Source organism: Ferrovibrio terrae (assembly GCF_943371255.1).
GTDB lineage: Bacteria > Pseudomonadota > Alphaproteobacteria > Ferrovibrionales > Ferrovibrionaceae > Ferrovibrio > Ferrovibrio terrae_B.
This window is the reverse complement of the sequence record NZ_CALRUC010000027.1, coordinates 1-20998: the sequence shown is the minus strand read 5'-3', so window position 1 is coordinate 20998 and position 20998 is coordinate 1. Positions and strand designations below refer to the sequence as shown.

Here is a 20998-nt window from a genome sequence, read left to right as displayed (position 1 = left end):
GGGAGGATTACCCATGCGTTTCAAGACATTCCTGACTGCGGCAGCCATTCTGGCTGCCGGTCTCGCCTGCTCGGCAGCCGAAGCCCAGGTCCGCGAGCGTAACCTGCGGCTCGGCTTTGCCGTCAACCTGGACACCTTCCAGGGCCGCGGCGCCAAGTATTTTGCCGACCAGGTCAATGAAAAGGGCCAGGGCAAACTGAAGGTCACCGTCTTCCCGGCCGGTACGCTGGGCGGAGACGTGCAGACCGTGGCGGCGCTGCGCGGCGGCACGGTGGATGCCACCCTGATTGCCACCAGCATCATGGTGAGCGTAGTGAAGGAGTTCGGTCTCATGGACCTGCCCTTCGTCTTCGAGAGCAATGCGGAGACCGCCAAGCTGCTCGATGGCCCGTTCGGCAAGAAGCTGACTGAACTGGCCGCTGACAAGGGCCTGATGCCGCTGGCTTACTGGGGTGCGGGCTTCCGTAACCTGACCAACAGCAAGATGTCGGTCACCAAGGTTGAGGACATGAAGGGCCTGAAGATCCGCGTGCTGCAGGCGCCGACCTATATCGACCTGTTCAATGCGCTCGGCTCGAACGCCGTGCCGATGCCGTTCACCGAGGTCTATACGGCACTGGAGCAGAAGACGGTCGACGGCCAGGAAAATCCGGCCACGACCATTGTTTCGGCCAAGCTGTATGAGGTGCAGAAGTTCCTGTCGCTGACCCAGCATATCCAGTTCGCCTCGACGCTGGTCTTCGGCAAGCCGACCTGGGACAAGCTGAACGCCGATGAGCGCAAGATCATCACCGATGCGGCTGCGGCGGCTCAAGCCTATCTGCGCGAAGCCGCCGATAAGGACGAGACCGAGTTGATGGCCAAGCTGAAGAGCAGCATGACCGTCAACGAGATCGCCCCGGCCGAGAAGGCCCGCTTCCGTGCCGCCGCCAAGCCGGTGGTCGATAAGTATGCCGCTGCCAACGATCCGGAACTGGTCAAGCTGCTGTTCAGCCAGCTTGAGCAGATCCGCAAGAAGTAAGGGTTCGGACGGGCGGGGCCGCTGGCTCCGCCCGCCTTTTACCGATGACGTTGCAAATGATCGACCCAGAACTCGGTCCATTCCTGGAGATGTGGCGCGACGCCTGGTCGGGATTGGCGCCGGATGCCTCGGCGCAGGATCGCCGGGCCATCATTGATCGCATCTCGGCCGATGCCCGGCAGCCGCTGCCAGCGGGTATAGAATCAAAGGTCATGGTGGCGCGGCACGGCCTGCGTACGGTCAGGGTTGTGGTGTTCCGAAAGGTTCAGAATGATCTGGCCCCCTGTCTGATCTACATGCATGGTGGCGGTTTCATGCAGGGCAGCCCCGAGACGCATGACGAGATCGCCGTCGGGATTGTCGCCAAGACCGGTCAAACCGTCGTCAGCGTGGACTATTCCCTGGCGCCCGAACGGCCTTTCCCGGCTGCGGTCATGGACTGCGAGACCGTGGTGTACTGGGTCTTCGAGAGCGCTTCCGACCTGGCGATCCGGGCCGATGCCGTCAGTGTCGGCGGCGACAGTGCCGGTGCCAATCTTGCGGCCGTGATGGCCCTGGTTTTCCGCGACCGGCCCCAGAGTCTGAAAGGGCAATTGCTGTTTTATCCGGTTGTGGATACCGACCTCACGCGGCCGTCCTACACCCGGAATGCCAACGGACCGATCATCACCACTGCTGCGGTGCAGCAGACCTGGACCCTATATTGCGGCAGTGATGATGTGCGCAATCAAAGCGCCCTGGTGGCGCCTTTGCGGGCCCCGAATCACCATCGTCTGCCCCCGGCCTTTGTCGCGGTTGCCGAGAATGACCCACTACTGGATGAGGGGCTGGCCTATGCGGATGTGCTGAGCCGGAGCGGGGTGCCGGTGGAGCTGCGGACGGGAGCGGGACTGATTCACGGGTATTTGAGGGCCATGCAGTATTCCCAGGCCGTCCGTCGGGAATTTGATGCGGCTTGCAATTGGTTACGCCGGCTCTATGCGGTATAGGGACATGACACCCGATACAGAGCAAAAGGGCGACAGTCGAATGGCGAAGCGTAAGGCAGGCGCGATGAGCAGGGTTGCACCGCAGCGGCGGCGCAAGGCCACCAAGGCCGTAACCGTCAATGCGCCCCGCCAGAGCAGCCGCACGAATGACCCGGAGAAGGTCAAGCGCAACATCCTGGATGTCGCGACCAAGGAATTCTCCGCCAAGGGCCTGAGCGGTGCCCGTATCGACGAGATCGCGGCCCGCACCCATACCAGCAAGCGGATGGTCTACTACTACTTCGGCGGCAAGGAGGGCCTGTATGTGGCTGTTCTTGAAGACGCCTACAGCAAGATTCGCGCGATTGAAACCCAGCTCGACCTCGATCATCTGGAACCCGAGGCCGCGCTGCGGCGCCTGGTGGGGTTCACGTATGATTATGAAGGCTCGAACCAGGATTTCATCAGTCTGGTGATGAACGAGAATATCCATAAGGGTAAGTATCTGGCCCAGTCGAAGAAAATCCGCACTCTCAACGTCCCCGCCATTGCCGCGGTCCGCCGGATCTACGAGCGCGGCTGTGCCGGCAAGGTTTTCCGCACGGGTCTTGATCCGATTGAGATACACTGGGCGATCAGCGCGCTGTGCTTTTTCAACGTATCGAACCGCCATACCTTTTCGCTCATCTTCGACCGCGACATGACCAGTGCGAAATCGGTGCGTGAGCGGCGTGAGAATGTCATCGAGCAGATTGTCCGGTTCGTAAAGCGTTAATCTGGATGCGACATATGCGCAGCAACAGGATTAAAATGTACGAACTGGTACGTTCATTATTTGAATTGAGTGAGTGCGGGTCATGACGGATCGATATCTGGTAGGCTTGATCGGGACGAATATCATGAAGTCGCTGTCGCCTGCCTTGCATGAGGATGCGATGGCGGCGGTGGGCGCGCATGGTTTCTACCACCTGATGGATCTGGGCATCATGAAGCGTGAGCTTGGCGCGGTGATCGGCAGTCTGTTCACCGTGGGATTCTCCGGGGTCAATGTCACGCATCCCTACAAGGAAGAGGTTCTGAAACACCTGCATGTGGTATCGGCCCAGGCACGCGAGATCGGTGCCGTAAACACAGTCGTGGTCGGGGCTGACGGCAAGACCACCGGCTACAATACCGACCGCATTGGCTTCAGGCGCGGCTTCGAGGAAGCCCTGGGTGAGGGTGCCGCCAAGGGGCAGTCCGCCCTGTTGCTGGGCGCCGGAGGTGCCGGTAAGGCGGTTGCCTGGGCCATGGTTGATCTTGGCATCCGCCATCTGCATATTTTCGACAAGGATACCGGGCGGGCTGCCGACCTGGCCGCCGATATCAACCGGGTATCGGCAACCGACATTTGCCATGCTGCCGCCGATCCGGCCGCTGTGGCCGGCAAGGTGGCCGGCATCGTCAATGCGACGCCGATCGGCATGATGGGCTATCCCGGCATGGCAATCGATGCTGCATTGATCGCTCCCAGCCACTGGGTGGCAGATATTGTTTATACGCCTCTGATCACCGAACTGATCGATACAGCCCGCCGGAAAGGCTGTGCAACCGTGACAGGGGCCGGCATGTGCGTGCATCAGGCCGCCGAGGCCTTCCGGCTCTTCACCGGCATCGCCCCTGACGCTCAACGCATGACACGCCTGTTCAACGATCTGGTGGTCAAGCGCGACGCCAAGCTGCTCGCCGCCGGCTGATCATGTCTGATATTCGCACCGTCATTCACACGCAGGACCGGCTGGGCGAAACACCGTTGTGGTGCGAGCGGACCCAGACGCTGTGGTGGATCGATATCGAAAATCCGACCCTGCATTGCATCCTGCCTGCCACCGGGATGCATCGCGCCTTTCCGATGCCTGGCAGCTTTCTGGGCTGCCTGGCGCTGCGCGAGACTGGCGGATTGATGGTTGCCATCGACCGGGCGTTGCACTTCTTTGATCCGGCCACCGAAAAACTGACGCTGTTCAGCCGGATTGAAGGGGATGATCTCGACAACCGCCTGAATGACGGCCGCTGCGATGCCAGGGGCCGCTTCTGGGTCGGCAGCATGGATAACCAGTTGCACAGGCCAAACGGCTCCTTCTACCGCGTTGACCCCGATGGCACGGCGACACGGCTGTTCGGTGACATCATTGTCACCAACACGATCTGTGTCTCGCTGGATGGCCGGACGCTCTACATGTCCGATACCCGTCGTTTCACCATCTGGGCCTTTGATATCGGGGCCGATGGCAGCCTCGCCAATCGCCGTGTCTTCATCGACCACTCGGCCACCAAGGATCGCCCGGATGGCGCCTGCGTCGATGCGGAAGGCTATATCTGGAATGCGATCTTTGCCGGTGGCCGCATCGTTCGTTACTCGCCGGAGGGCCGCATCGACCGCATGATCGCAGTGCCAGTGACAAATCCCACCTGCGTCTGCTTCGGTGGCCCAGACCTCGGCACCCTTTACGTGACCACGGCCCGCAAGTTCCTGTCGCCGGAGCAGCTTGCTGCCGAGCCGCTGGCCGGGGCGCTGCTGGCCCTGGATGTGGGTATCAAAGGATTGCCTGAAGCCCGCTTCGGCGGCTAACCGCTCTCATTGGAGGATGCATGCGTCGTTCCATCGCCACCGTCTCGCTGAGCGGCACATTGTCGGAAAAACTCGAAGCTGCTGCGGCCGCAAGGTTTCATGCGGTCGAGGTCTTTGAGAACGACCTTCTGTTCTTCAATGGCTCACCCCGCCAGGTGCGTGCTCTTGCCAGCGATCTCGGCCTCGAGATCGTGCTGTTCCAGCCATTCCGTGATTTCGAAGGTGTTTCAGATGCGCAGCTCAAGCGCAATCTGGAGCGGGCCGAGAAGAAATTCGATGTGATGGCCGAGCTTGGCGCCCCATTGATGCTGGTGTGCTCCAATGTCGCACCGGATGCCATCGGTGATCCCGGGCGATCTGCTGCCCAGATGTACGAATTGGCGGAGCGGGCGGGGAAACGCGGTTTGAAGATCGGCTTCGAGGCCTTGGCCTGGGGCACCCATATCAAGACCTATGGTCACGCATGGCAGGTGGTGAAGGCGGCCAATCATCCGCACCTTGGTGTTGTCCTCGACAGCTTCCACACCCTGGCGCTGGGCGATACGCCGGACGCCATTACGGATATCCCCGGCAACAAGATCTTCTTCGTACAGTTGGCCGATGCGCCGAAACTCAGCATGGACATCCTGTCCTGGAGCCGGCATTTCCGGTGCTTCCCCGGCCAGGGCGATTTCGATGTCACGGCCTTTACCCTGAAAGCTCTCGAAGCCGGTTATACCGGCCCGTTGTCACTGGAAATCTTCAACGATGACTTCCGTGCCGCTTCCACCCGGCTGACGGCTGTCGATGGCATGCGCTCCCTGAATTATCTGGAAGAACAGATGCGGCTGCGCATGCAGATGGCAACGGCAGCGCCGACGCAAAGCGTTGCCAGGCGGGTTGAACTCTTTGCGGCACCGCAGATGCCGGAACTCAAAGGGATTGCTTTTATAGAATTTGCGGTTGATGGCCCGAGCAAGGATGCGTTGGCAGTCATGCTGAGCGGACTGGGCTTCCGTCGGGCCGGACGTCACAAATCGAAGAACGTCACGCTGTATCGCCAGGGCGAGACCAATATTGTCCTGAATGCCGAACCGGACTCGTTCGCGCATTCCTATTATATCGTCCACGGCCCCTCGATCTGTGCTGTCTGCCTGCAGGTCGATGACGAGATCCAGATCCAGAGCCGCGCCGATGCCTATCAATGCACCCGATATGAGGGGCGCATCGGGCCAAATGAGCGCAATATCCCGGCCTTCCGCTCACTCGATGGCAGTCTGCTGTATTTTGTCGATCAGGATTTCGACTTCTCGACCGATTTTGTTCTGGAGGAAGACGGCGGCGAAAACCATGTCGGCGTCATCGACCATATCGCTCAGGCGGTTCCGTCTGGACAGATGGATTCCTGGGTGCTGTTTTACCGGTCGGTGCTGGGGCTACAGCCTGAAAGCATCTGGGTTTTACCCGATCCTTATGGTCTGGTGCGCAGCCGTGCCGTTCGCAGCACCAATGGTGCTGTTCGCTTTCCGCTCAGCTTCTCGGAAGACCGCAATACGGCGACGGCCAGGTCGGTGTCGACATTTTCGGGCGCTGGCGTTCACCATATTGCCTTCTCGACCACAGATATCTTCGAGGCAGTGGCCAGCATGCGGGAGAAGGGTGTCTCACTCCTGACTATTCCCGCTAATTACTATGATGATCTGTCGGCCAAATTCCCTCTGGCCGACGACGTGATCGAGCGGTTGCGGCAGCATAATATACTGTATGACCGGGATGCGCAGGGCGGCGAGTTCTTCCACGTCTTTACCGACACCTTTGATGATCGCTTTTTCTTCGAAGTGTGCCAGCGGGTTGGCGGCTATGACCAGTATGGCGCGGCGAATGCCCCGGTTCGCATGGCAGCCCAGGCGCAGCGTAGGATCAGTGAGCCACTCCGAAGTTTGTAACGGGATTAATGCCCGAAGATACTGCCCGCTTCCCTGAGAGACTGCTTGGCGATCCCCAGTGTATCCAGGGCGCCCCACAGCGTGGCAGAGATTGAGTCGATAACCGGAATCCCCGTGCGGGCCTCGATCTGCGGTGCCAGTCGCGTCGCATCCATGTTGGTGCAGATAATGGCGATGGCATCTGGCTTCTCGGCCGCAACGGCCATGATCATGGCTTCGATCTCTGCTGCCGGCAGAGTGGCGAAGGAAAAGTTGTCCTGCAGGCCGGCATGACGTTCGGCCACACAGGTGTAGCCGGCGGACTGGTAATTGCTCGTAATTTTGGCCTGAACGTCGCTGAGATACGGCGTTACAAAGGCCAGTCGCCGTGCTTTCAGCCGCTGGAGAATCTCGTTCAGGGCCAGGATGGCCGTGGTTGCCCGGATGCCGGTCTGTGCCGTGATGGCGGTGGCGAGCTGCACATCGCAGTCGAAGCCGAGCCAGCTGGCCGATGTGCCATTCCAGGCAATTGCATCCACCTTGGCATGCGACAGCAGGGTGGCGGCTTGCAGGATCGGCGCTGGATCGAACTGCCCAAGCGCGGATGTCGACAAGGCGATCTCAGTGACCGGGAAGCGGGCAAAATGGGCGCTGAAACCGGGCAGGGCACGCAGCAGGCCGTAAGTTGCCGGCTCCAGTGCCGTATTGGAAGACGGCGTCAACATGCCCAGTCGTGCACTCATGAGAAGTTTCCCGGAAACATTGCTGGAAGGCGGAAGGCGAAATTATCCAACTGTTTGAGTTTAGATGCAAAGGTCAGAGGATTCCCTCGAGGTCTTATCCGACGATCAACTGACGCACCGCAGCCGGAGTCTGTAGATGCGGGATTTGCCGGCCGGATCGGGATTAAGTTGCGATTCGAATGCCCTGAGCGTGTCTCGGCCCATTTTACCAGAATCGCGTTGATTTCGATCAAGGGCCAGAGAGCATCCGGGCATATGCTGCCTGGATGCAGGATGATCGGGCATTACCATATCATGCGCTGGCCGCAGCGGCGGTCCTGGCCCAACTGGAAACGACGTCGTCGGGCCTGAGCAGCGCGGACGCTGCCAGGCGGCGCCAGTTGCACGGTGCGAATCGGCTGCCCGAGACAGCTGGGAAAAGCCTGACCGGTGTTGTGCTGCACCAGTTCCAGTCGCCTTTCATCTATCTGCTGCTTGCCGCAGCCCTGCTGAGTGTCAGCATCGGTCATGGCAGCGATGCCGGCTTTATCCTGGCGGTGTTGCTGTTGAATGCCGCCATCGGCGGCTGGCAAGAATGGCGGGCGGAGATGCGCACGCGCGGCTTGAAGTCTCTGGTCCGTGGCCGGCTGCCGGTCTGGCGCGATGGCCGACTGGTATCGCTGGATACCGAAGATCTGGTGCCGGGCGACATCGTCCAGGTTGAAAGCGGTGTGAAGGTTCCGGCCGATCTGCGGTTGATCGAGGCGCAGGCTCTTGCGACCGATGAAAGCCTGCTGACCGGTGAGTCCCTGCTGGTCGAGAAGCAGGCGGATCGCCCGGTATCGACGGATACGGCGGTTGGCGAGCGAAGCAATATGCTGTTCGCCGGTTCAACCGTACGCCGCGGCCGTGGGCGCGGTCTTGTGGTTGCCACCGGCCGGCATAGTGAAGTGGGGCAACTGGCCCAGGCATTGCAAATGCCGGCTGTACCGTCACCGTTGCAGCAGCGGATGGATGTTTTCACCCGGCAGATCGCCATCGTGGCGACAGTGCTGATCGGCATGATCGCGCTGTTGGAAATTCTGCGTGGTATCGACGCAGCCGACATTCTGCTGTTGGCCATTGCCCTGGCCGTTTCGGCAATCCCCGAGGCACTACCGGTGGCGATGACTATCGTGTTGTCGATCAGCGTGCATCGCATGGGGTTGCGTCAGGTGGTGGTGCGGCATCTATCTGCGGTCGAAGGACTCGGTGCCTGCACTCTGATTGCTACCGACAAGACCGGAACCCTGACCGTCAATCGGCTCAGCATTGAAACCGTATGGCTGCCGGGCGCAGAAGTAGCGGCTGGCACCCGTGTTCTGCCCAATCATCCCCGCGTGAAGGCCTTGGCTTTTGCTGCCGCGCATTGCTCGGAGTTTCATGGTGCCGCTGCCATACATGCCGGCGAGGAAGTCGGCGATGCGGTCGATCTTGCTTTCCTGCGGCTGGCGGTGCGCTCCGATTATGAGTCGGTACTGGAGGGCATCGAGCAGCGCTGGCATATCGCTTATGAGCCGGAACGGCGGTATGCGGCGGCCTTCCATGATACCGGTGGCCAGGTGGTGGCGTATGTAAAAGGCGCACCGGAGACCGTGATGGCACTATGCGGTGTCGATGGTTGGGAGGCAGCACGCCAGCAGGATGCCGAAAGTGCCATCCAGACCCTGGCCGGCGATGGTTATCGTGTCATTGCCGTGGCCGCCGGTGTGGTTGCTCGGCCGGATGAGCAGGCTTTGCGGGGCCTCAATCTGCTGGGTTTTGCCGGCCTGATCGACCCGCTGCGGCCCGAGGCTCCAGCCGCCGTGCGCGCCGCGCGCGCCGCAGGCATTCGTGTCGTTATGATCACCGGCGATCATCCGCTGACGGCGCGGGCAATCGCCCGCAGCCTCGGGTTGATCGATCCGGCGGATGAAAATGCCGTGCTCACCGGCGCACAGTTGCGGGTGTTTGAAGGCGATCAGGCCGGTTTTGATGACCTGATCGCTGGTGTATCGGTCTTCGCCCGTACCGAGCCGCTGCAGAAGCTTGCCATTGTTCAAAGCCTGCAACGGCAGGGCCATCTCATTGCCGTTACAGGTGATGGCATCAACGATGCCGCAGCCCTGCAGGCAGCCGATATCGGCGTTGCCATGGGAAGAGGTGGCACCGATGTGGCGCGTGACGCCGCGGACCTGATTCTGGTCGATGACAATTTCGCCTCGATTGTTGCCGGTATCGAGGAGGGGCGCGCGGCCTATGCCAATCTGCGCAAGGTCATTCTCTATTGCGTATCCACCGGTGCAGCTGAACTGCTGCTGATGCTGCTGGCCACCCTGTTCGGTTTGCCGCCGCCGCTGACGGCGGTGCAGTTGCTCTGGCTCAACCTGGTATCGAACGGGATTCAGGATGTTGCCCTTGGGTTCGAGAAGCCGGAGCCGAATCTGCTGCAGGAACCGCCGCGCGCGGCCGGCAGTCCGATTTTCGATCGCGCCATGCTGGAACAGGTGTTGCTATCCGGCTTCACCATGGGCCTGCTGGCTTTTTGCGGATATGCCTATGCGCTGCATGGTCTTGGCCTCGACAGTGTCGCGGCCCAGGGGCTGACGCTGTGGCTGCTGGTCTGGTGCGAGAATGCACATGTGCTGAACTGCCGCTCGGAAACCCGCTCGATATTCCGCCTGCCCCTGTCGGCCAATTGGCTGCTGATCGGGGGTGTGACGGTGACCCAGGGCCTGCAGGTTGCCGCAGCGCATCTTCCGGGAATCGGCGGGATGCTGCGACTCGAGGGCATCAATCCGGTTCATGCCGCCATGCTCGCTCTGCCTGCCCTTGGCCTCATTGCCGTGATGGAAATCTATAAGCTCTGGCGCTTCACGCCTGGTCCGGCCCACACGCAATAATTTATCCACAGATCGAAAAGACGGATTGACCGCCCGGGCTAATGTCATATTAATATAACAATATGAATTAATGCCGGAGGGTACCCGCCCATGGCGATGCGTCGACATATAGGCAATGCGGTCCACGAAAGCTTGCCGACCCCGCTGTATCACCAGATCTATCTGATCCTGCGTGGTCAGATATCGGACGGCAAGCTCGCGGCCGGCGCCCAGGTGCCGGGTGAGGAAGAACTTGCGCGGCAATTCAATGTTTCGCGCATCACGGCGCGCCGGGCGCTGGCTGAACTGGCCGCCGAAGGGCTGGTGACACGCGGGCGCGGTCGCGGCACGCATGTCACCCATCGCAATGAACCACCGCCGGTGCGCGGCGCAGTCGAGGGCCTGATCGAAAACCTGATGGCTATGGGCCTGAAGACCCAGGTGGAGTTGATCGATTTCGGCTATGAGGCGGCAGCACCGGATGTTTCTGCGGCGCTGCAGGTTGAGGCTGGTGCAGAAGTGCAGCGGGCCGTGCGTGTGCGTTCACTCGAAGCCGGGCCGTTTTCCTATCTCACCACCTTTGTGCCAGCCGAGATCGGCCGTAAATTCGGCCGCAAGGAACTGGCGCGCGAACCGCTACTGGCCCTGCTGGAACGTTCTGGCGTGGTGATTGGTGCGGCCGACCAGACAATCTCGGCCACCCTGGCCGATACCCATGTGGCGCCGCTGCTGAAGACCGCCGTTGGCACCCCCTTGCTGCGTATCAGTCGCGTGGTGCATGACGGCAACGGCCATCCTGTCGAATACATCATCGGGCTGTATCGCCCGGACCGGTATCAATTCCGTATGAGCCTCGACCGTGTACGTGGCGGGGAGCGTAACACCTGGTCGGCCAGCGTGGCGCCGACGACTGGGGGAAGTAAGTCTTCGCCACGCTCCACCAACAGGGAGAAAAAGTGATGAGCATTCGAAAATTTCCAGTTTCACGCCGCCATTTCCTCGCGGGCACCGCTGCAACGGCTGCCGCCGGGATCACCGGCTTTCCTGCTATCGTCAAAGCCCAGCGGGCGCCGATCAAGGTCGGTATCCTGCATCCGGTAACCGGGCCGCTGGCCCCCTCGGGCCAGCAATGCCGCCTGGGCGCCAAGCTCGCCATCGATACCATCAATGCCAATGGCGGCATCGCATCGATGGGTGGCGCCAAGCTTGAGGCAATCTATGCCGATGCCCAGTCCAAGCCTGATGTCGGCGCCGCCGAGGTCGAGAAGCTGAACGAGGCCGGGGTTTCGGCGATCATCGGGCCATTTGCGTCCGGCATCGCGCTGGCCACCACCCAGGCGGCTGCCAAGCATGGCATTCCCCATGTTGTGGATGTCGGCGTGGTTGACCAGGTCGTCACCCGTGGCCTGACCAATACCTTCCGTTTCGGCCCGGGCCTCAGCAAGATCGTCGACAGCGCCATCAGCAATCTGGTCGCGCTCAATACCCAGGCCGGCAAGCCGGCGAAGACCGTGATGATCGTGCATGAGGAATCGGCGTTTGGTGCAGGTATGGCCCAGACGCTGAACGCCAAGCTGCCGAGCATGGGCTTCGAAGTGCTGGAGACCATCGCGCATGCCAATCCGACCCGCGATTTCAACAACATCGTGCTCAAGATCAAGGGGCGCAATCCGGACCTGCTGATCCCGTCGAATTACTACAACGAGTTCGTTCTGCTGGCCCGCACCCTACGGCAGCAGAAGGTGCGGCCGAAGGCGATTTACTCAATTCTCGGCGGCGCTGCCTCGCAGTATCGCTTCGTCCAGGAATTCCCCGATGCGGCGGAGTTCATCATGGATTGCAATCACTGGTTCGATCCGCGCAACCCCGTGGCACTCGAACTGAAGAAGAAGGTCGAGGCCGAGAAGCAGTTCTTCTCCTATGAGGTCTTCCTCAACCACGAATGCGTGCGCCTGCTGGCCGATGCCATCGAGCGCGCGGCTTCGACCGACCGGGCGGCGATCAATCATGCGCTGGCCTCGTCGGGCTGGTCGAACCACTTCATGCCCTATGGCCCGACCAAGTTCGTCAATGGCCAGAACGAAGGCGCTGCTCCGGTGAACACCCAGATCCTGAACAAGGATATCAAGGTGATCTTCCCGAAGGACTTCGCCAATGCCAAGCCGGTCTTCCCGGCGCCCAAGGCTTAAGTCGGAAATGGCGGGGCCGGGTTACCGGCTCCGCCACGCCTTAGCGTGAGTTGCGATGCTTGAGATTTCGATTCTGTTGCCGGCGATCCTGAACGGCCTGACCACGGGTGCGATCTATGCCCTGATCGCGCTGGGCCTGACCCTGATCTATGGCGTGCTGCATATCATCAATTTCGCCCATGGCAGCCTGCTGATGCTGGCACTTTACGGCGTGTTTTTCCTGCATGCCGCCTTTGGCATCGATCCTTATCTGGCGCTGCCGGTTGCTGCCGTCGCGCTATTTGCGGTCGGTTATGGCCTGCAGCGTTTTGTCATTGGCCGCGCCAGCCATGGCAAGGACGAGAATATCCTGTTGGTGACGCTGGGTCTTTCGGTGGTGATCGAGAATCTGGCACTCTATTTCTGGCGCTCTGATACCCGCACGATCGAGACACCCTATTCGTTTGAGGTGCTGGATTTCGGCATAGCCTTCATCTCGGTCCCCAAGGTGGTCGCCTTCATTGGCGCACTGGTGGTGGCCGGCCTGCTGTGGCTGCTGATGACCCGGACTGACCTCGGGCGCGCCATCCGTGCCCTGGCCAAGGAGCGGCAGGGTGCGCGACTCATCGGCATCAATGTCGATCATATCTTTGCCATGTCGTTTGGCATCGGCTGTGCCTGCCTCGGTGTTGCCGCCTGCCTGTTGCTGCCGAGTTTCTACGTCAGTCCGCAGGTCGGCCATGCCTTTGTGTTGGTGGCCTTCACGGTGGTGGTGCTGGGTGGCATGGGCAGTTTTGTCGGCGCGTTGATTGGCGGCCTGATTATCGGTGTGACCGAGAGCCTGGGCGGCCTGTTCCTCGGCGAGAGCTTGGGTCAGCTTGGCATCTTCCTGATCTTCATCATCGTGCTGCTGTTCCGGCCCACCGGCCTGCTGGGCCAGAGGGCCTGATCCGATGCGCAATCTTGCTGCCATTCTCATCTTTACAGTGGTTCTTCTGCCGCTGCCGCTGCTGGTGAAATCGGATTTCTGGATCACCTGGCTGACCCTGGCGTTGTTCTATGCCTATCTCGGCCAGGCCTGGAACCTGCTCGGTGGGTATGGCGGGCAGTTCAGCTTTGGTCATGCGCTTTTCTTCGGCACCGGCGCCTATTGCACGGCCGTGCTGCAGATCCATCTTGGCCTCAATGCCTGGGCTGGTTTTGCGCTGGCCGCTGTCGCCGCCGGCGCGGTGGGGGCGGGGACCGGCTGGCTGGTCTTCCGCTATGGCCTGCGCGGTTCGTATTTTGCGCTGGTGACGCTCGCCTTCGCCGAGGTGTTCCGCATTCTCGCCAACACTTTCGCCTTCACGGGGGCCGGTGTCGGCCTGCTGGTGCCGCTGCAGCCCGGTATCGAACAGATGCAGTTTGCCAGCAAGGCGGGCTTCTTCTGGCTGTTGCTCGTTCTGGTCATGCTTGCGCTGCTGTTTACCTGGCGGCTGGAAAATTCCCGCTTTGGCGCACGGCTGATGGCCGTGCGTGAGAACGAGGATGCCGCACGGGCATTGGGCGTCGATCCGTTTTCCACCAAGCTCACTGCCATTGTGGCTTCGGGTGCCATCGCCGGCTCGGCCGGTGCGATCTATGTGCAGCTGTTCCTCTATATCGATCCGAATATTGCCTTCGGGCCCGGCATGTCTGTCGAGGCCCTGCTGGTGCCGATCATCGGTGGCCTGGGCACCATCTTCGGGCCAGTTCTGGGCGCCTTTGCCTTGCATGCCATTGCCGAGATCGGCCGCATGACCTTCGGCGAGGCACCGGGCCTTAATCTGGTGCTTTATGGCCTCTTGCTGGTTGCCATGGTGCTGTTCCTGCCGAACGGCCTGTTCGGTCTTGGCAAGGTCAGTTTCGGCAGAAATATCCTGCGTCGTCTGTTCAAGCGGGGCGCTCATGCTTGAGGTCCGCAATCTCAGAAAGCGCTTTGGCGGCCTGGTCGCCACCAATGATGTCAGCTTCGTGGTAGCTGCCGGCAGCATCTCGTCGCTGATCGGCCCGAATGGAGCCGGCAAGACCACGATCTTCGCCCAGATTTCCGGTTTTCATCAGCCGGATGGCGGCGAGATAACCTTTGCCGGCCAGTCGCTGATCGGCCTTGCGCCGGAGCGCATCTGCCTGCTTGGCGTCACCCGCACCTTCCAGATCGTGCAGCCTTTTGCCGGCCTGAATGTGCGCGAAAATATTGCCGTCGGTGCACACCTGCATCGGGCGGGGCGCCGCGAGGCTCTGGCCCATGCCGAAACGGTGGCGCAGCGTGTCGGCCTAGCCAGTCAGCTCGACAAGCCGGCGGCGGCACTCACCATTGCCGGCCGCAAGCGGCTCGAACTGGCCAAGGCCCTGGCCACCGATCCGAAATTGATTCTGCTGGATGAAGTGATGGCCGGCCTTAACCCGTCGGAGATCGACGAGATCATCCCGGTGATCCGTGGCATCCGCGATGGTGGCGTTACGATCCTGCTGATCGAGCATGTGATGCGGGCCGTGATGAATCTGTCTGATCATGCCTGGGTGTTGAACAACGGCAGTTTGATCGCGAGCGGCACGCCGGCACAGATCGCCGCCGACCCGCAGGTGATCGAAGCCTATCTCGGCCATGGTGCCGCTGCCCGGATGGCGGCTCAGCAGCAGGAGGCTCATCATGCTTGAGGTGAGCGGGCTGCATGCCGGGTATGGCGAAGTCGACGTGCTGCGCGGTATCGACCTTGATGTCAGGAAGGGCGAGATTGTCGCATTGCTGGGCGCGAATGGCGTCGGAAAATCGACGCTGAACAACACTCTTTCCGGCCTGTATCGTCCCAAGGCGGGGCGTATTCGTTTCATGGGCGCAGATATTGCCGGCATTGCTTCCGATCGTATTGTCGCTGCGGGTCTGATTCAGGTTCCCGAAGGGCGCCGGGTGTTTCCGAATTTAAGCGTGCAGGAAAACCTCGAACTCGGCAGTTATCGTCGCGGTCGCGGCAATCGCGCGGCTAATCTTGAGCGTGTTTATGCTGTTTTCCCGAGGCTGAAGGAACGCATCGGTCAGTTTGCCGGCACACTGTCGGGTGGTGAGCAGCAGATGCTGGCGATCGGTCGCGGCCTGATGGCCGAGCCGGAACTGCTGATCCTGGATGAACCTTCGCTCGGTCTTTCACCGCTGCTGGTGGAAGAGATGTTCACCCTGATCGGCAGGTTGAATGCCGAGGGACTGTCGATCCTGCTGGTCGAGCAGAATGTCGTGCAGTCCTTGGCCATCGCCCATCGTGCCTTCGTTCTGGAGCATGGCCGCATCGCGCTCAGCGGCCCGGCGGCCGATCTGATCAACGATCCGGGGCTGAAAGCCTCGTATCTGGGGATTTGACCATGGCGCATCCGATGACATTGGCCGAGAAACTGGTGGCACGCGCTGCAGGCATGGCCGGTGTGCGGCCAGGTGAAGTCATTACGGCAAAAGTCGATCTTGCCATGATGCATGATTCCGGCGGGCCGCGGCGCGTGGCGCCGATGCTGGAGCGCCTGCAGGCTAAAATCTGGGATCCGGACAAGGTGGTGGTGATCTCGGATCACTATGTTCCTGCGGTCGATGCCGAAAGCGCGGGCATTCTCGACCTTACGCGCAAATGGGTGAAGGCGGCCGGCGTCAGCCGGTTCCATGACATGCAGGGTATCTGCCATGTGGTGCTACCCGAGCGCGGCCATCTGAAGCCCGGGATGTTCGTGGTTGGCGGTGACAGCCACTCGCCCACCGGCGGTGCCTTCGGCACCTACATGTTCGGCGTCGGCGCCACCGAGATGTGTGGTGTGCTGGTGACCGGGGAAATCTGGTTGCGCGTGCCGCAGACCATCCTGCTGCAATGGCGCGGCAAGCTCGGCAAGGGCGTCGTGGCCAAGGACATGATCCTCGCCATGTGTGCCAGGCTCGGCATGGATGGCGGACAATACCAGGCAATCCAGTATGCCGGCGACACCATTGGCGGCCTGGCCATGCAGGAGCGCATGACACTCAGCAATATGGCCGCGGAACTTGGCGCTCAGGCCGGTCTGATCGCGCCGGATACAGTGACGCGCGACTATCTGCTGAGCGTTGGTGTACCGGATGCGGAGATCGAGATCGACGCCTGGCAGACGGATGTCGGTGCCGCTGTCGCGGAACAGCATGATTTCGACGCAGCGGCATTGTCGCCGATGGTGGCTGCTCCGCACAGCCCGGCCAACAGTGCGCCCGTATCCGATCATAGCACGGTGGCTGTCGATCAGGCCTATATCGGCGCCTGCACCGGCGCCAAGATCAACGATCTGCGCATGGCGGCGGCCGTGCTGAAAGGCCGCAAAGTGGCATCGGGCACCCGCCTGCTGATCGCACCGGCCTCGGCCCGTACCACTGCTGAAGCTGCGGCAGACGGAACTTTGGCAACCCTGACCGCAGCCGGTGCCATTCTGTTGTCGTCCGGTTGCGGCGCCTGCGCTGGCTATGGCGCCGGCGTACTGGCCGAAAACGAAACCTGCATCGCTTCGACGGCGCGCAACTTCAAAGGCCGCATGGGCGCGGGATCATCCAAGGTCTATCTCGGCTCGCCCTATACCGTGGCGGCGGCAGCTGTGGCTGGCCGCATCGCCGATCCGCGGGAGTTTCTGGCATGAGCGCGCTGGTCAAAGGCCGGGTCTGGAAATTTGGCGACAACGTCGACACCGATGTCCTGGCGCCGGGGCTTTATATGAAGGGTTCACTGGCTGAACTGGCGCGGCATTGCCTGGAGGCGCTCGAGCCGCGGTTTGCCAAAGAGGTGAAACCCGGCGATATCGTGGTTGGCGGGCGCAATTTCGGCATGGGCTCCTCGCGCGAACAGGCGGTTATGGCGTTGCGCGAACTTGGCGTGGGCGCCGTGCTGGCGCCAAGCTTTGCCGGCATCTTCTATCGCAATGCGTTGAATCTCGGCTTGCTGGCGCTGGTCTGTCCGCAGGCCGGAGCAATCCCCGCCGATGCGGAACTTGTCGTCGATGCCCCCGCTGCCCAGGCGCGGGATGCAAAGACGGCAGCGGTATATGCCTGCGAGGCGATCCCGCCGCATCTGCTGCAGATGATCGATGATGGCGGCCTGCTGCCTCATCTGGAAAAGAAACTGAGTACATCCCATAAAAAGGAGGCGCGCGCATGAGCCTGTTGCGCGAACGTCTGCAAAACGGCGATATCGTCGTGGCGCCCGGAATTTACGATGGCCTGAGCGCGCTGATTGCAGCCCAGGCTGGTTTTGAGGCGCTGTACCTGTCGGGCGCCAGCATCGCCTATACCCGGTTCGGCCGCTCCGATATCGGCCTGGTCTCGATGACTGAGGTTGCCGATACGCTGGGCGCAATCTGCGAGCGGGTCGGCAATCCGATTATCGTCGATGCGGATACCGGTTTCGGCAATGCACTCAATGTGCAGCGCACGGTAAAGCTGTTTGAACGCAATGGTGCCGCGGCCATCCAGCTGGAAGATCAGGCAACGCCGAAGCGCTGCGGGCACCTGGATGGCAAGACTCTGGTTTCGGCCGGAGAGATGGTCGGCAAGATCAAGGCTGCACTGGATGCCCGTCAGTCGGATGACACACTGATTGTCGCGCGCACCGATGCGATCGCTGTCGAAGGCTTTGCCGCCGCCATGGACCGCGCGAGCCGTTACATGGAAGCCGGTTGCGACATCCTGTTCATCGAAGCGCCGCAGAGCCTGGATGAAATGCGCAGTATCACCAGCCGTTTCGGCAACCGCGTTCCGTTGCTTGCCAATATGGTTGAGGGCGGCAAGACGCCGATCCTGTCGGCGTCCGAGCTGAAGGAGATCGGCTATCGCATCGCCATCTTCCCCGGCGGCCTGACCCGGGCGCTGGCACATTGCATGACGGCCTATTTCGCTTCGCTGAAACAGCATGGCACCACCACGCCTTTCCGCGACCGTATGCTGGATTTCAATGCGCTGAACGCGCTGATCGGCACGCCGGAACTGCTGGAACAGGGCCGTGCCTATGATGCTGTTCATTTCGAGGACCAGGCATGATTGATCCCATCACCCTTGCTGTGCTGAAGGGCCGGCTCGAACAGGTTGCCGACGAGATGGACGCAACGCTGTTCCGTTCCGCCTTCAACCCGATCATCGCCGAGGCCCATGATGCCAGCCACGGCCTCTATCATGCCGCGACCGGCGAAACGCTGGTGCAGGGCAAGTCGGGCCTGCCGATCTTCGTCGGCGCCATGGCCTTTGCTGTGAAAGCCGTGATCGACAAGGCGGTGCGGGACGGCAACCTGGCGGATGGCGATGTCTATATCTTCAATGATCCCTATGATGGCGGTACGCATTTAAGCGACTTCAAGCTGGTGCGGCCGTTTTTCCGTGACGGCAAGGTGTTTTGTTATCTGGCATCCGTCGGCCATTGGCACGATGTCGGCGGCAATGTACCGGGCAACTACAATCCGGTTGCCACCGAGTGTTTCCAGGAAGGCATGGTGATCCCGCCGGTGAAACTCTACACCGCCGGTGCGTTGCGCCAGGATGTGGTGGATATCCTGTGCGCCAATACCCGTCTGCCCGACAGCCTCTATGGCGATCTGAATGGCCAGGTCAACGCGCTCGATCTCGGCTCCAGGCGCCTGCATGCGCTGCTGGATGAATATGGCGACGGCACGGTGGAAGCGGCACTGGTGGAGCTGAAGAAGCGCGCCGCACTGCAGTTCCGCAGCCTGCTGCGCGACCTGCCCGATGGGCGCTATGCCGCCGAGGATTTCCTCGACAATGACGGTATCCGCGATGTGGCCCTGCGCATCGGCCTTGAGGTGGTGATCGAGGGCGAGAGCCTGACGCTGGATTTCTCGCGCACCTCGCCAGCCTGTGCCGGACCGGTGAATATCGCACGCTCCACGGCGATTGCCGCCTGCTACGTGGCGATCAAGCATATCTTCCCCGATGTGCCGGCCAATTCCGGCGTGCTGGAACCGGTGAAATTCATCATTCCGGAAACCAGCCTGATCAGCGTGCGCGCGCCCAAGCCGGTTGGCGGCTATACCGAAACGATCCTGCGCATCATCGATGTGATCTTTTCCGCTTTTGCCCAGATCGCGCCCGACCGGGTCAATGGCTGCGCCTATGGCACGATCAATGCGCTGTCGCTGGCAGGTCATCGCAAGGATGGCCGGCGCTGGGTGATGTTCAGCTTCTTCGGTGGTGGCCATGGCGGCCATCCGCAGGGCGACGGGCTCAATCACGGCAATGCACCGATTTCCATGGCGACGATTCCGCCGCTGGAGATTCTCGAAGCCGCCTATCCGGTGATGTTCACCGAATGGAGCCTGCGGCCGGACAGCGGTGGCGCCGGCCGCAATCGCGGCGGTCTTGGCGCCGTTTACGAAATCGAACTGCTGGAAGAGGAGGCGGATCTCTTCCTGTTTGGCGAGCGCGGAAAATATGCACCGCCCGGTGTGCTTGGCGGAAAACCTGCCCTGCGCAACCGCTTCGTCTACCCGAAGGATGGCAAGAGCGTGGAGCCGCCCATGGTGTCCAAGCTGCATGACGTCACGCTGAAAAAAGGCGACCGCATCCGGCTGGAGACTCCCGGCGGCGGTGGCTATGGCCCGGCGGCCGAACGCACGGCCGAACGGATCAATGAAGACCTGCGGCTGGGCTATATCACCGAAGAGGGCGCCGCCCGCGATTACGGCCGCACAGCCAAGGAGGCTGCGGAATGACTGACCAAGCCACAATCCCGCGCTTCGCTGTTGGCGTCGATGTCGGCGGTACCTTCACGGATGTCTTCTTCCTCGACGAGGCGAACGGCCGTATCGATATCGCCAAGGTCCCATCCACCCGTGGCGACCAGGCCACTGGCTTTATCGAAGGACTGCGGTCGAAGACCGAGCCGAAGCAGATCGCCACTGTGGTGCACGGCACCACAGTGGGCACCAACGCCCTGCTGGAACGCAAGGGGGCTCGTACCGGCATCATCACCACGCGCGGCTTTCGCGATGTGCTGGAAATGCGTCGGCGCGATCGGCCATCCACCTGGGGGCTCTGGGGCCAGTTCATCCCGGTGGTGCCGCGCGATCTGCGCCTTGAAGTGGGCGAGCGCGTGCTGGCCGATGGCAGCATCCGTCAGGCGGTCGATCCGGAAGAGGTGAAAAAAGCCGCGCAGGCACTGCTGGCGCTAGGAGCGGAGTCCGTTGCCATTGTTTTTGTGAATGCCTATGCCAACCCTGAGAATGAACGCGTTGCCCTCGCGGCACTCAAGCAGGTCTGGCCCAATGCCTATGTGACGGCATCATCCGACATCCTGCCGGAAATCCGTGAGTTCGAGCGCACCTCGACGGCTGCATTGAACGCCTATCTGCAGCCGCCGGTCGGCAGCTATTTGCGCAAACTGGAAGATCGCCTGCGCGGCGACGGCTTTGGCGGTCAACTGCTGATCGTCCAATCCAATGGCGGTGTGATGAGCATCGACAGTGCGGCCAACCGCCCGGTGCGCACGGCACTGTCCGGCCCGGCCGCTGGCGTGATCGCCTGCCAGCATATCGCCGCGGCGGCCGGCTATCCCAATGTCGTGACCTGCGACATGGGTGGCACCAGTTTTGACGTCTCGCTGATCGCTGATGGCGAACCGGCGATGAGTGCGCAGACCGCCATCGATTTTGGCATGGTGGTGCGTGCGCCGATGATCGAGATCACCAC

19 protein-coding genes are annotated in these 20998 nt (G+C 61.4%); 18 read left to right on the top strand and 1 reads right to left on the bottom strand.

Going from position 1 to position 20998, the window contains the following annotated elements; genetic code table 11:
* Positions 1-13: 13 nt before the first annotated feature.
* The 6 genes from AAG799_RS08250 to AAG799_RS08225 all read left to right on the top strand — a co-directional run bounded on the left by AAG799_RS08250 (position 14) and on the right by AAG799_RS08225 (position 6525).
* Positions 14-1021, top strand: a complete 1008-nt coding sequence (locus tag AAG799_RS08250) for a DctP family TRAP transporter solute-binding subunit (RefSeq protein ID WP_341895342.1) — start codon at positions 14-16, stop codon at positions 1019-1021.
* 89 nt (positions 1022-1110) lie between these two features.
* Complete coding sequence (locus AAG799_RS08245) at positions 1111-2010, top strand: alpha/beta hydrolase (RefSeq protein ID WP_341895341.1); 900 nt, start codon at positions 1111-1113, stop codon at positions 2008-2010.
* Between the two features lie 40 nt (positions 2011-2050).
* Complete coding sequence (locus AAG799_RS08240; RefSeq protein WP_341895340.1) at positions 2051-2764, top strand: TetR/AcrR family transcriptional regulator; 714 nt, start codon at positions 2051-2053, stop codon at positions 2762-2764.
* 82 nt (positions 2765-2846) lie between these two features.
* The gene (locus AAG799_RS08235; RefSeq protein WP_341895339.1) at positions 2847-3725 is read left to right on the top strand and encodes a shikimate dehydrogenase; all 879 of its coding nucleotides are present in this window, start codon (positions 2847-2849) and stop codon (positions 3723-3725) included.
* 2 nt (positions 3726-3727) lie between these two features.
* Positions 3728-4600 carry an SMP-30/gluconolactonase/LRE family protein gene (locus AAG799_RS08230; RefSeq protein ID WP_341895338.1) on the top strand — a complete coding sequence of 291 codons (873 nt, stop codon included), beginning with the start codon at positions 3728-3730 and terminating at the stop codon, positions 4598-4600.
* Between the two features lie 20 nt (positions 4601-4620).
* Complete coding sequence (locus AAG799_RS08225) at positions 4621-6525, top strand: TIM barrel protein (protein ID WP_341895337.1); 1905 nt, start codon at positions 4621-4623, stop codon at positions 6523-6525.
* A gap of 5 nt (positions 6526-6530) precedes the next feature.
* On the opposite strand, the gene AAG799_RS08220 is transcribed toward AAG799_RS08225, so the two are convergent.
* Positions 6531-7247, bottom strand: a complete 717-nt coding sequence (locus AAG799_RS08220) for an aspartate/glutamate racemase family protein (protein ID WP_341895336.1) — start codon at positions 7245-7247, stop codon at positions 6531-6533.
* A 266-nt stretch (positions 7248-7513) separates the two neighbouring features.
* On the opposite strand from AAG799_RS08220, the gene AAG799_RS08215 reads away from it, so the two are divergent.
* The 12 genes from AAG799_RS08215 to AAG799_RS08160 form a co-directional block, all read left to right on the top strand.
* Complete coding sequence (locus tag AAG799_RS08215; RefSeq protein ID WP_341895335.1) at positions 7514-10147, top strand: cation-transporting P-type ATPase; 2634 nt, start codon at positions 7514-7516, stop codon at positions 10145-10147.
* Positions 10148-10237: 90 nt separating this feature from the next.
* Complete coding sequence (locus tag AAG799_RS08210) at positions 10238-11086, top strand: GntR family transcriptional regulator (RefSeq protein ID WP_341895334.1); 849 nt, start codon at positions 10238-10240, stop codon at positions 11084-11086.
* Positions 11086-12315 (top strand): ABC transporter substrate-binding protein, encoded by a 1230-nt coding sequence (locus AAG799_RS08205; protein ID WP_341895333.1) that lies wholly within the window; start codon positions 11086-11088, stop codon positions 12313-12315. Before AAG799_RS08210 ends, AAG799_RS08205 begins: the two co-directional genes overlap by 1 nt.
* 55 nt (positions 12316-12370) lie before the next feature.
* The gene (locus AAG799_RS08200) at positions 12371-13243 is read left to right on the top strand and encodes a branched-chain amino acid ABC transporter permease (RefSeq protein ID WP_341895332.1); all 873 of its coding nucleotides are present in this window, start codon (positions 12371-12373) and stop codon (positions 13241-13243) included.
* A 4-nt stretch (positions 13244-13247) separates the two neighbouring features.
* Positions 13248-14228, top strand: coding sequence for a branched-chain amino acid ABC transporter permease (locus tag AAG799_RS08195; protein ID WP_341895331.1), 981 nt, complete (start codon positions 13248-13250; stop codon positions 14226-14228).
* A complete protein-coding gene (locus AAG799_RS08190; RefSeq protein WP_341895330.1) occupies positions 14221-14973 on the top strand; it encodes an ABC transporter ATP-binding protein in 753 nt (250 codons plus the stop codon). Before AAG799_RS08195 ends, AAG799_RS08190 begins: the two co-directional genes overlap by 8 nt.
* A complete protein-coding gene (locus AAG799_RS08185) occupies positions 14966-15667 on the top strand; it encodes an ABC transporter ATP-binding protein (protein WP_341895329.1) in 702 nt (233 codons plus the stop codon). The genes AAG799_RS08190 and AAG799_RS08185 overlap by 8 nt, the downstream gene beginning before the upstream one ends.
* 2 nt (positions 15668-15669) lie before the next feature.
* Positions 15670-16947, top strand: coding sequence for a 3-isopropylmalate dehydratase large subunit (locus tag AAG799_RS08180; RefSeq protein ID WP_341895328.1), 1278 nt, complete (start codon positions 15670-15672; stop codon positions 16945-16947).
* Positions 16944-17462, top strand: coding sequence for a 3-isopropylmalate dehydratase (locus tag AAG799_RS08175; RefSeq protein ID WP_341895327.1), 519 nt, complete (start codon positions 16944-16946; stop codon positions 17460-17462). The genes AAG799_RS08180 and AAG799_RS08175 overlap by 4 nt, the downstream gene beginning before the upstream one ends.
* Positions 17459-18340: an isocitrate lyase/phosphoenolpyruvate mutase family protein gene (locus tag AAG799_RS08170; RefSeq protein WP_341895326.1), complete on the top strand. Its 882-nt coding sequence runs from the start codon at positions 17459-17461 to the stop codon at positions 18338-18340. The genes AAG799_RS08175 and AAG799_RS08170 overlap by 4 nt, the downstream gene beginning before the upstream one ends.
* Positions 18337-20022, top strand: a complete 1686-nt coding sequence (locus tag AAG799_RS08165) for a hydantoinase B/oxoprolinase family protein (RefSeq protein ID WP_341895325.1) — start codon at positions 18337-18339, stop codon at positions 20020-20022. Before AAG799_RS08170 ends, AAG799_RS08165 begins: the two co-directional genes overlap by 4 nt.
* On the top strand, positions 20019-20998 hold a 980-nt coding region (locus AAG799_RS08160), incomplete at its 3' end, for a hydantoinase/oxoprolinase family protein (RefSeq protein WP_341895324.1). The genes AAG799_RS08165 and AAG799_RS08160, both read left to right, overlap by 4 nt.

What these genes read in the sequence shown, in the direction of transcription:
- AAG799_RS08215 (WP_341895335.1), top strand. Translation starts at nt 7,514, where the DNA reads ATGCAGGATGATCGGGCATTACCATATCATGCGCTGGCCGCAGCGGCG.
- AAG799_RS08175 (WP_341895327.1), top strand. Translation starts at nt 16,944, where the DNA reads ATGAGCGCGCTGGTCAAAGGCCGGGTCTGGAAATTTGGCGACAACGTC.
- AAG799_RS08225 (WP_341895337.1), top strand. Translation starts at nt 4,621, where the DNA reads ATGCGTCGTTCCATCGCCACCGTCTCGCTGAGCGGCACATTGTCGGAA.
- AAG799_RS08245 (WP_341895341.1), top strand. Translation starts at nt 1,111, where the DNA reads ATGTGGCGCGACGCCTGGTCGGGATTGGCGCCGGATGCCTCGGCGCAG.
- AAG799_RS08250 (WP_341895342.1), top strand. Translation starts at nt 14, where the DNA reads ATGCGTTTCAAGACATTCCTGACTGCGGCAGCCATTCTGGCTGCCGGT.
- AAG799_RS08185 (WP_341895329.1), top strand. Translation starts at nt 14,966, where the DNA reads ATGCTTGAGGTGAGCGGGCTGCATGCCGGGTATGGCGAAGTCGACGTG.
- AAG799_RS08200 (WP_341895332.1), top strand. Translation starts at nt 12,371, where the DNA reads ATGCTTGAGATTTCGATTCTGTTGCCGGCGATCCTGAACGGCCTGACC.
- AAG799_RS08240 (WP_341895340.1), top strand. Translation starts at nt 2,051, where the DNA reads ATGGCGAAGCGTAAGGCAGGCGCGATGAGCAGGGTTGCACCGCAGCGG.
- AAG799_RS08205 (WP_341895333.1), top strand. Translation starts at nt 11,086, where the DNA reads ATGAGCATTCGAAAATTTCCAGTTTCACGCCGCCATTTCCTCGCGGGC.
- AAG799_RS08230 (WP_341895338.1), top strand. Translation starts at nt 3,728, where the DNA reads ATGTCTGATATTCGCACCGTCATTCACACGCAGGACCGGCTGGGCGAA.
- AAG799_RS08235 (WP_341895339.1), top strand. Translation starts at nt 2,847, where the DNA reads ATGACGGATCGATATCTGGTAGGCTTGATCGGGACGAATATCATGAAG.
- AAG799_RS08195 (WP_341895331.1), top strand. Translation starts at nt 13,248, where the DNA reads ATGCGCAATCTTGCTGCCATTCTCATCTTTACAGTGGTTCTTCTGCCG.
- AAG799_RS08210 (WP_341895334.1), top strand. Translation starts at nt 10,238, where the DNA reads ATGGCGATGCGTCGACATATAGGCAATGCGGTCCACGAAAGCTTGCCG.
- AAG799_RS08165 (WP_341895325.1), top strand. Translation starts at nt 18,337, where the DNA reads ATGATTGATCCCATCACCCTTGCTGTGCTGAAGGGCCGGCTCGAACAG.
- AAG799_RS08220 (WP_341895336.1), bottom strand. Translation starts at nt 7,247, where the DNA reads ATGAGTGCACGACTGGGCATGTTGACGCCGTCTTCCAATACGGCACTG.
- AAG799_RS08180 (WP_341895328.1), top strand. Translation starts at nt 15,670, where the DNA reads ATGGCGCATCCGATGACATTGGCCGAGAAACTGGTGGCACGCGCTGCA.
- AAG799_RS08170 (WP_341895326.1), top strand. Translation starts at nt 17,459, where the DNA reads ATGAGCCTGTTGCGCGAACGTCTGCAAAACGGCGATATCGTCGTGGCG.
- AAG799_RS08190 (WP_341895330.1), top strand. Translation starts at nt 14,221, where the DNA reads ATGCTTGAGGTCCGCAATCTCAGAAAGCGCTTTGGCGGCCTGGTCGCC.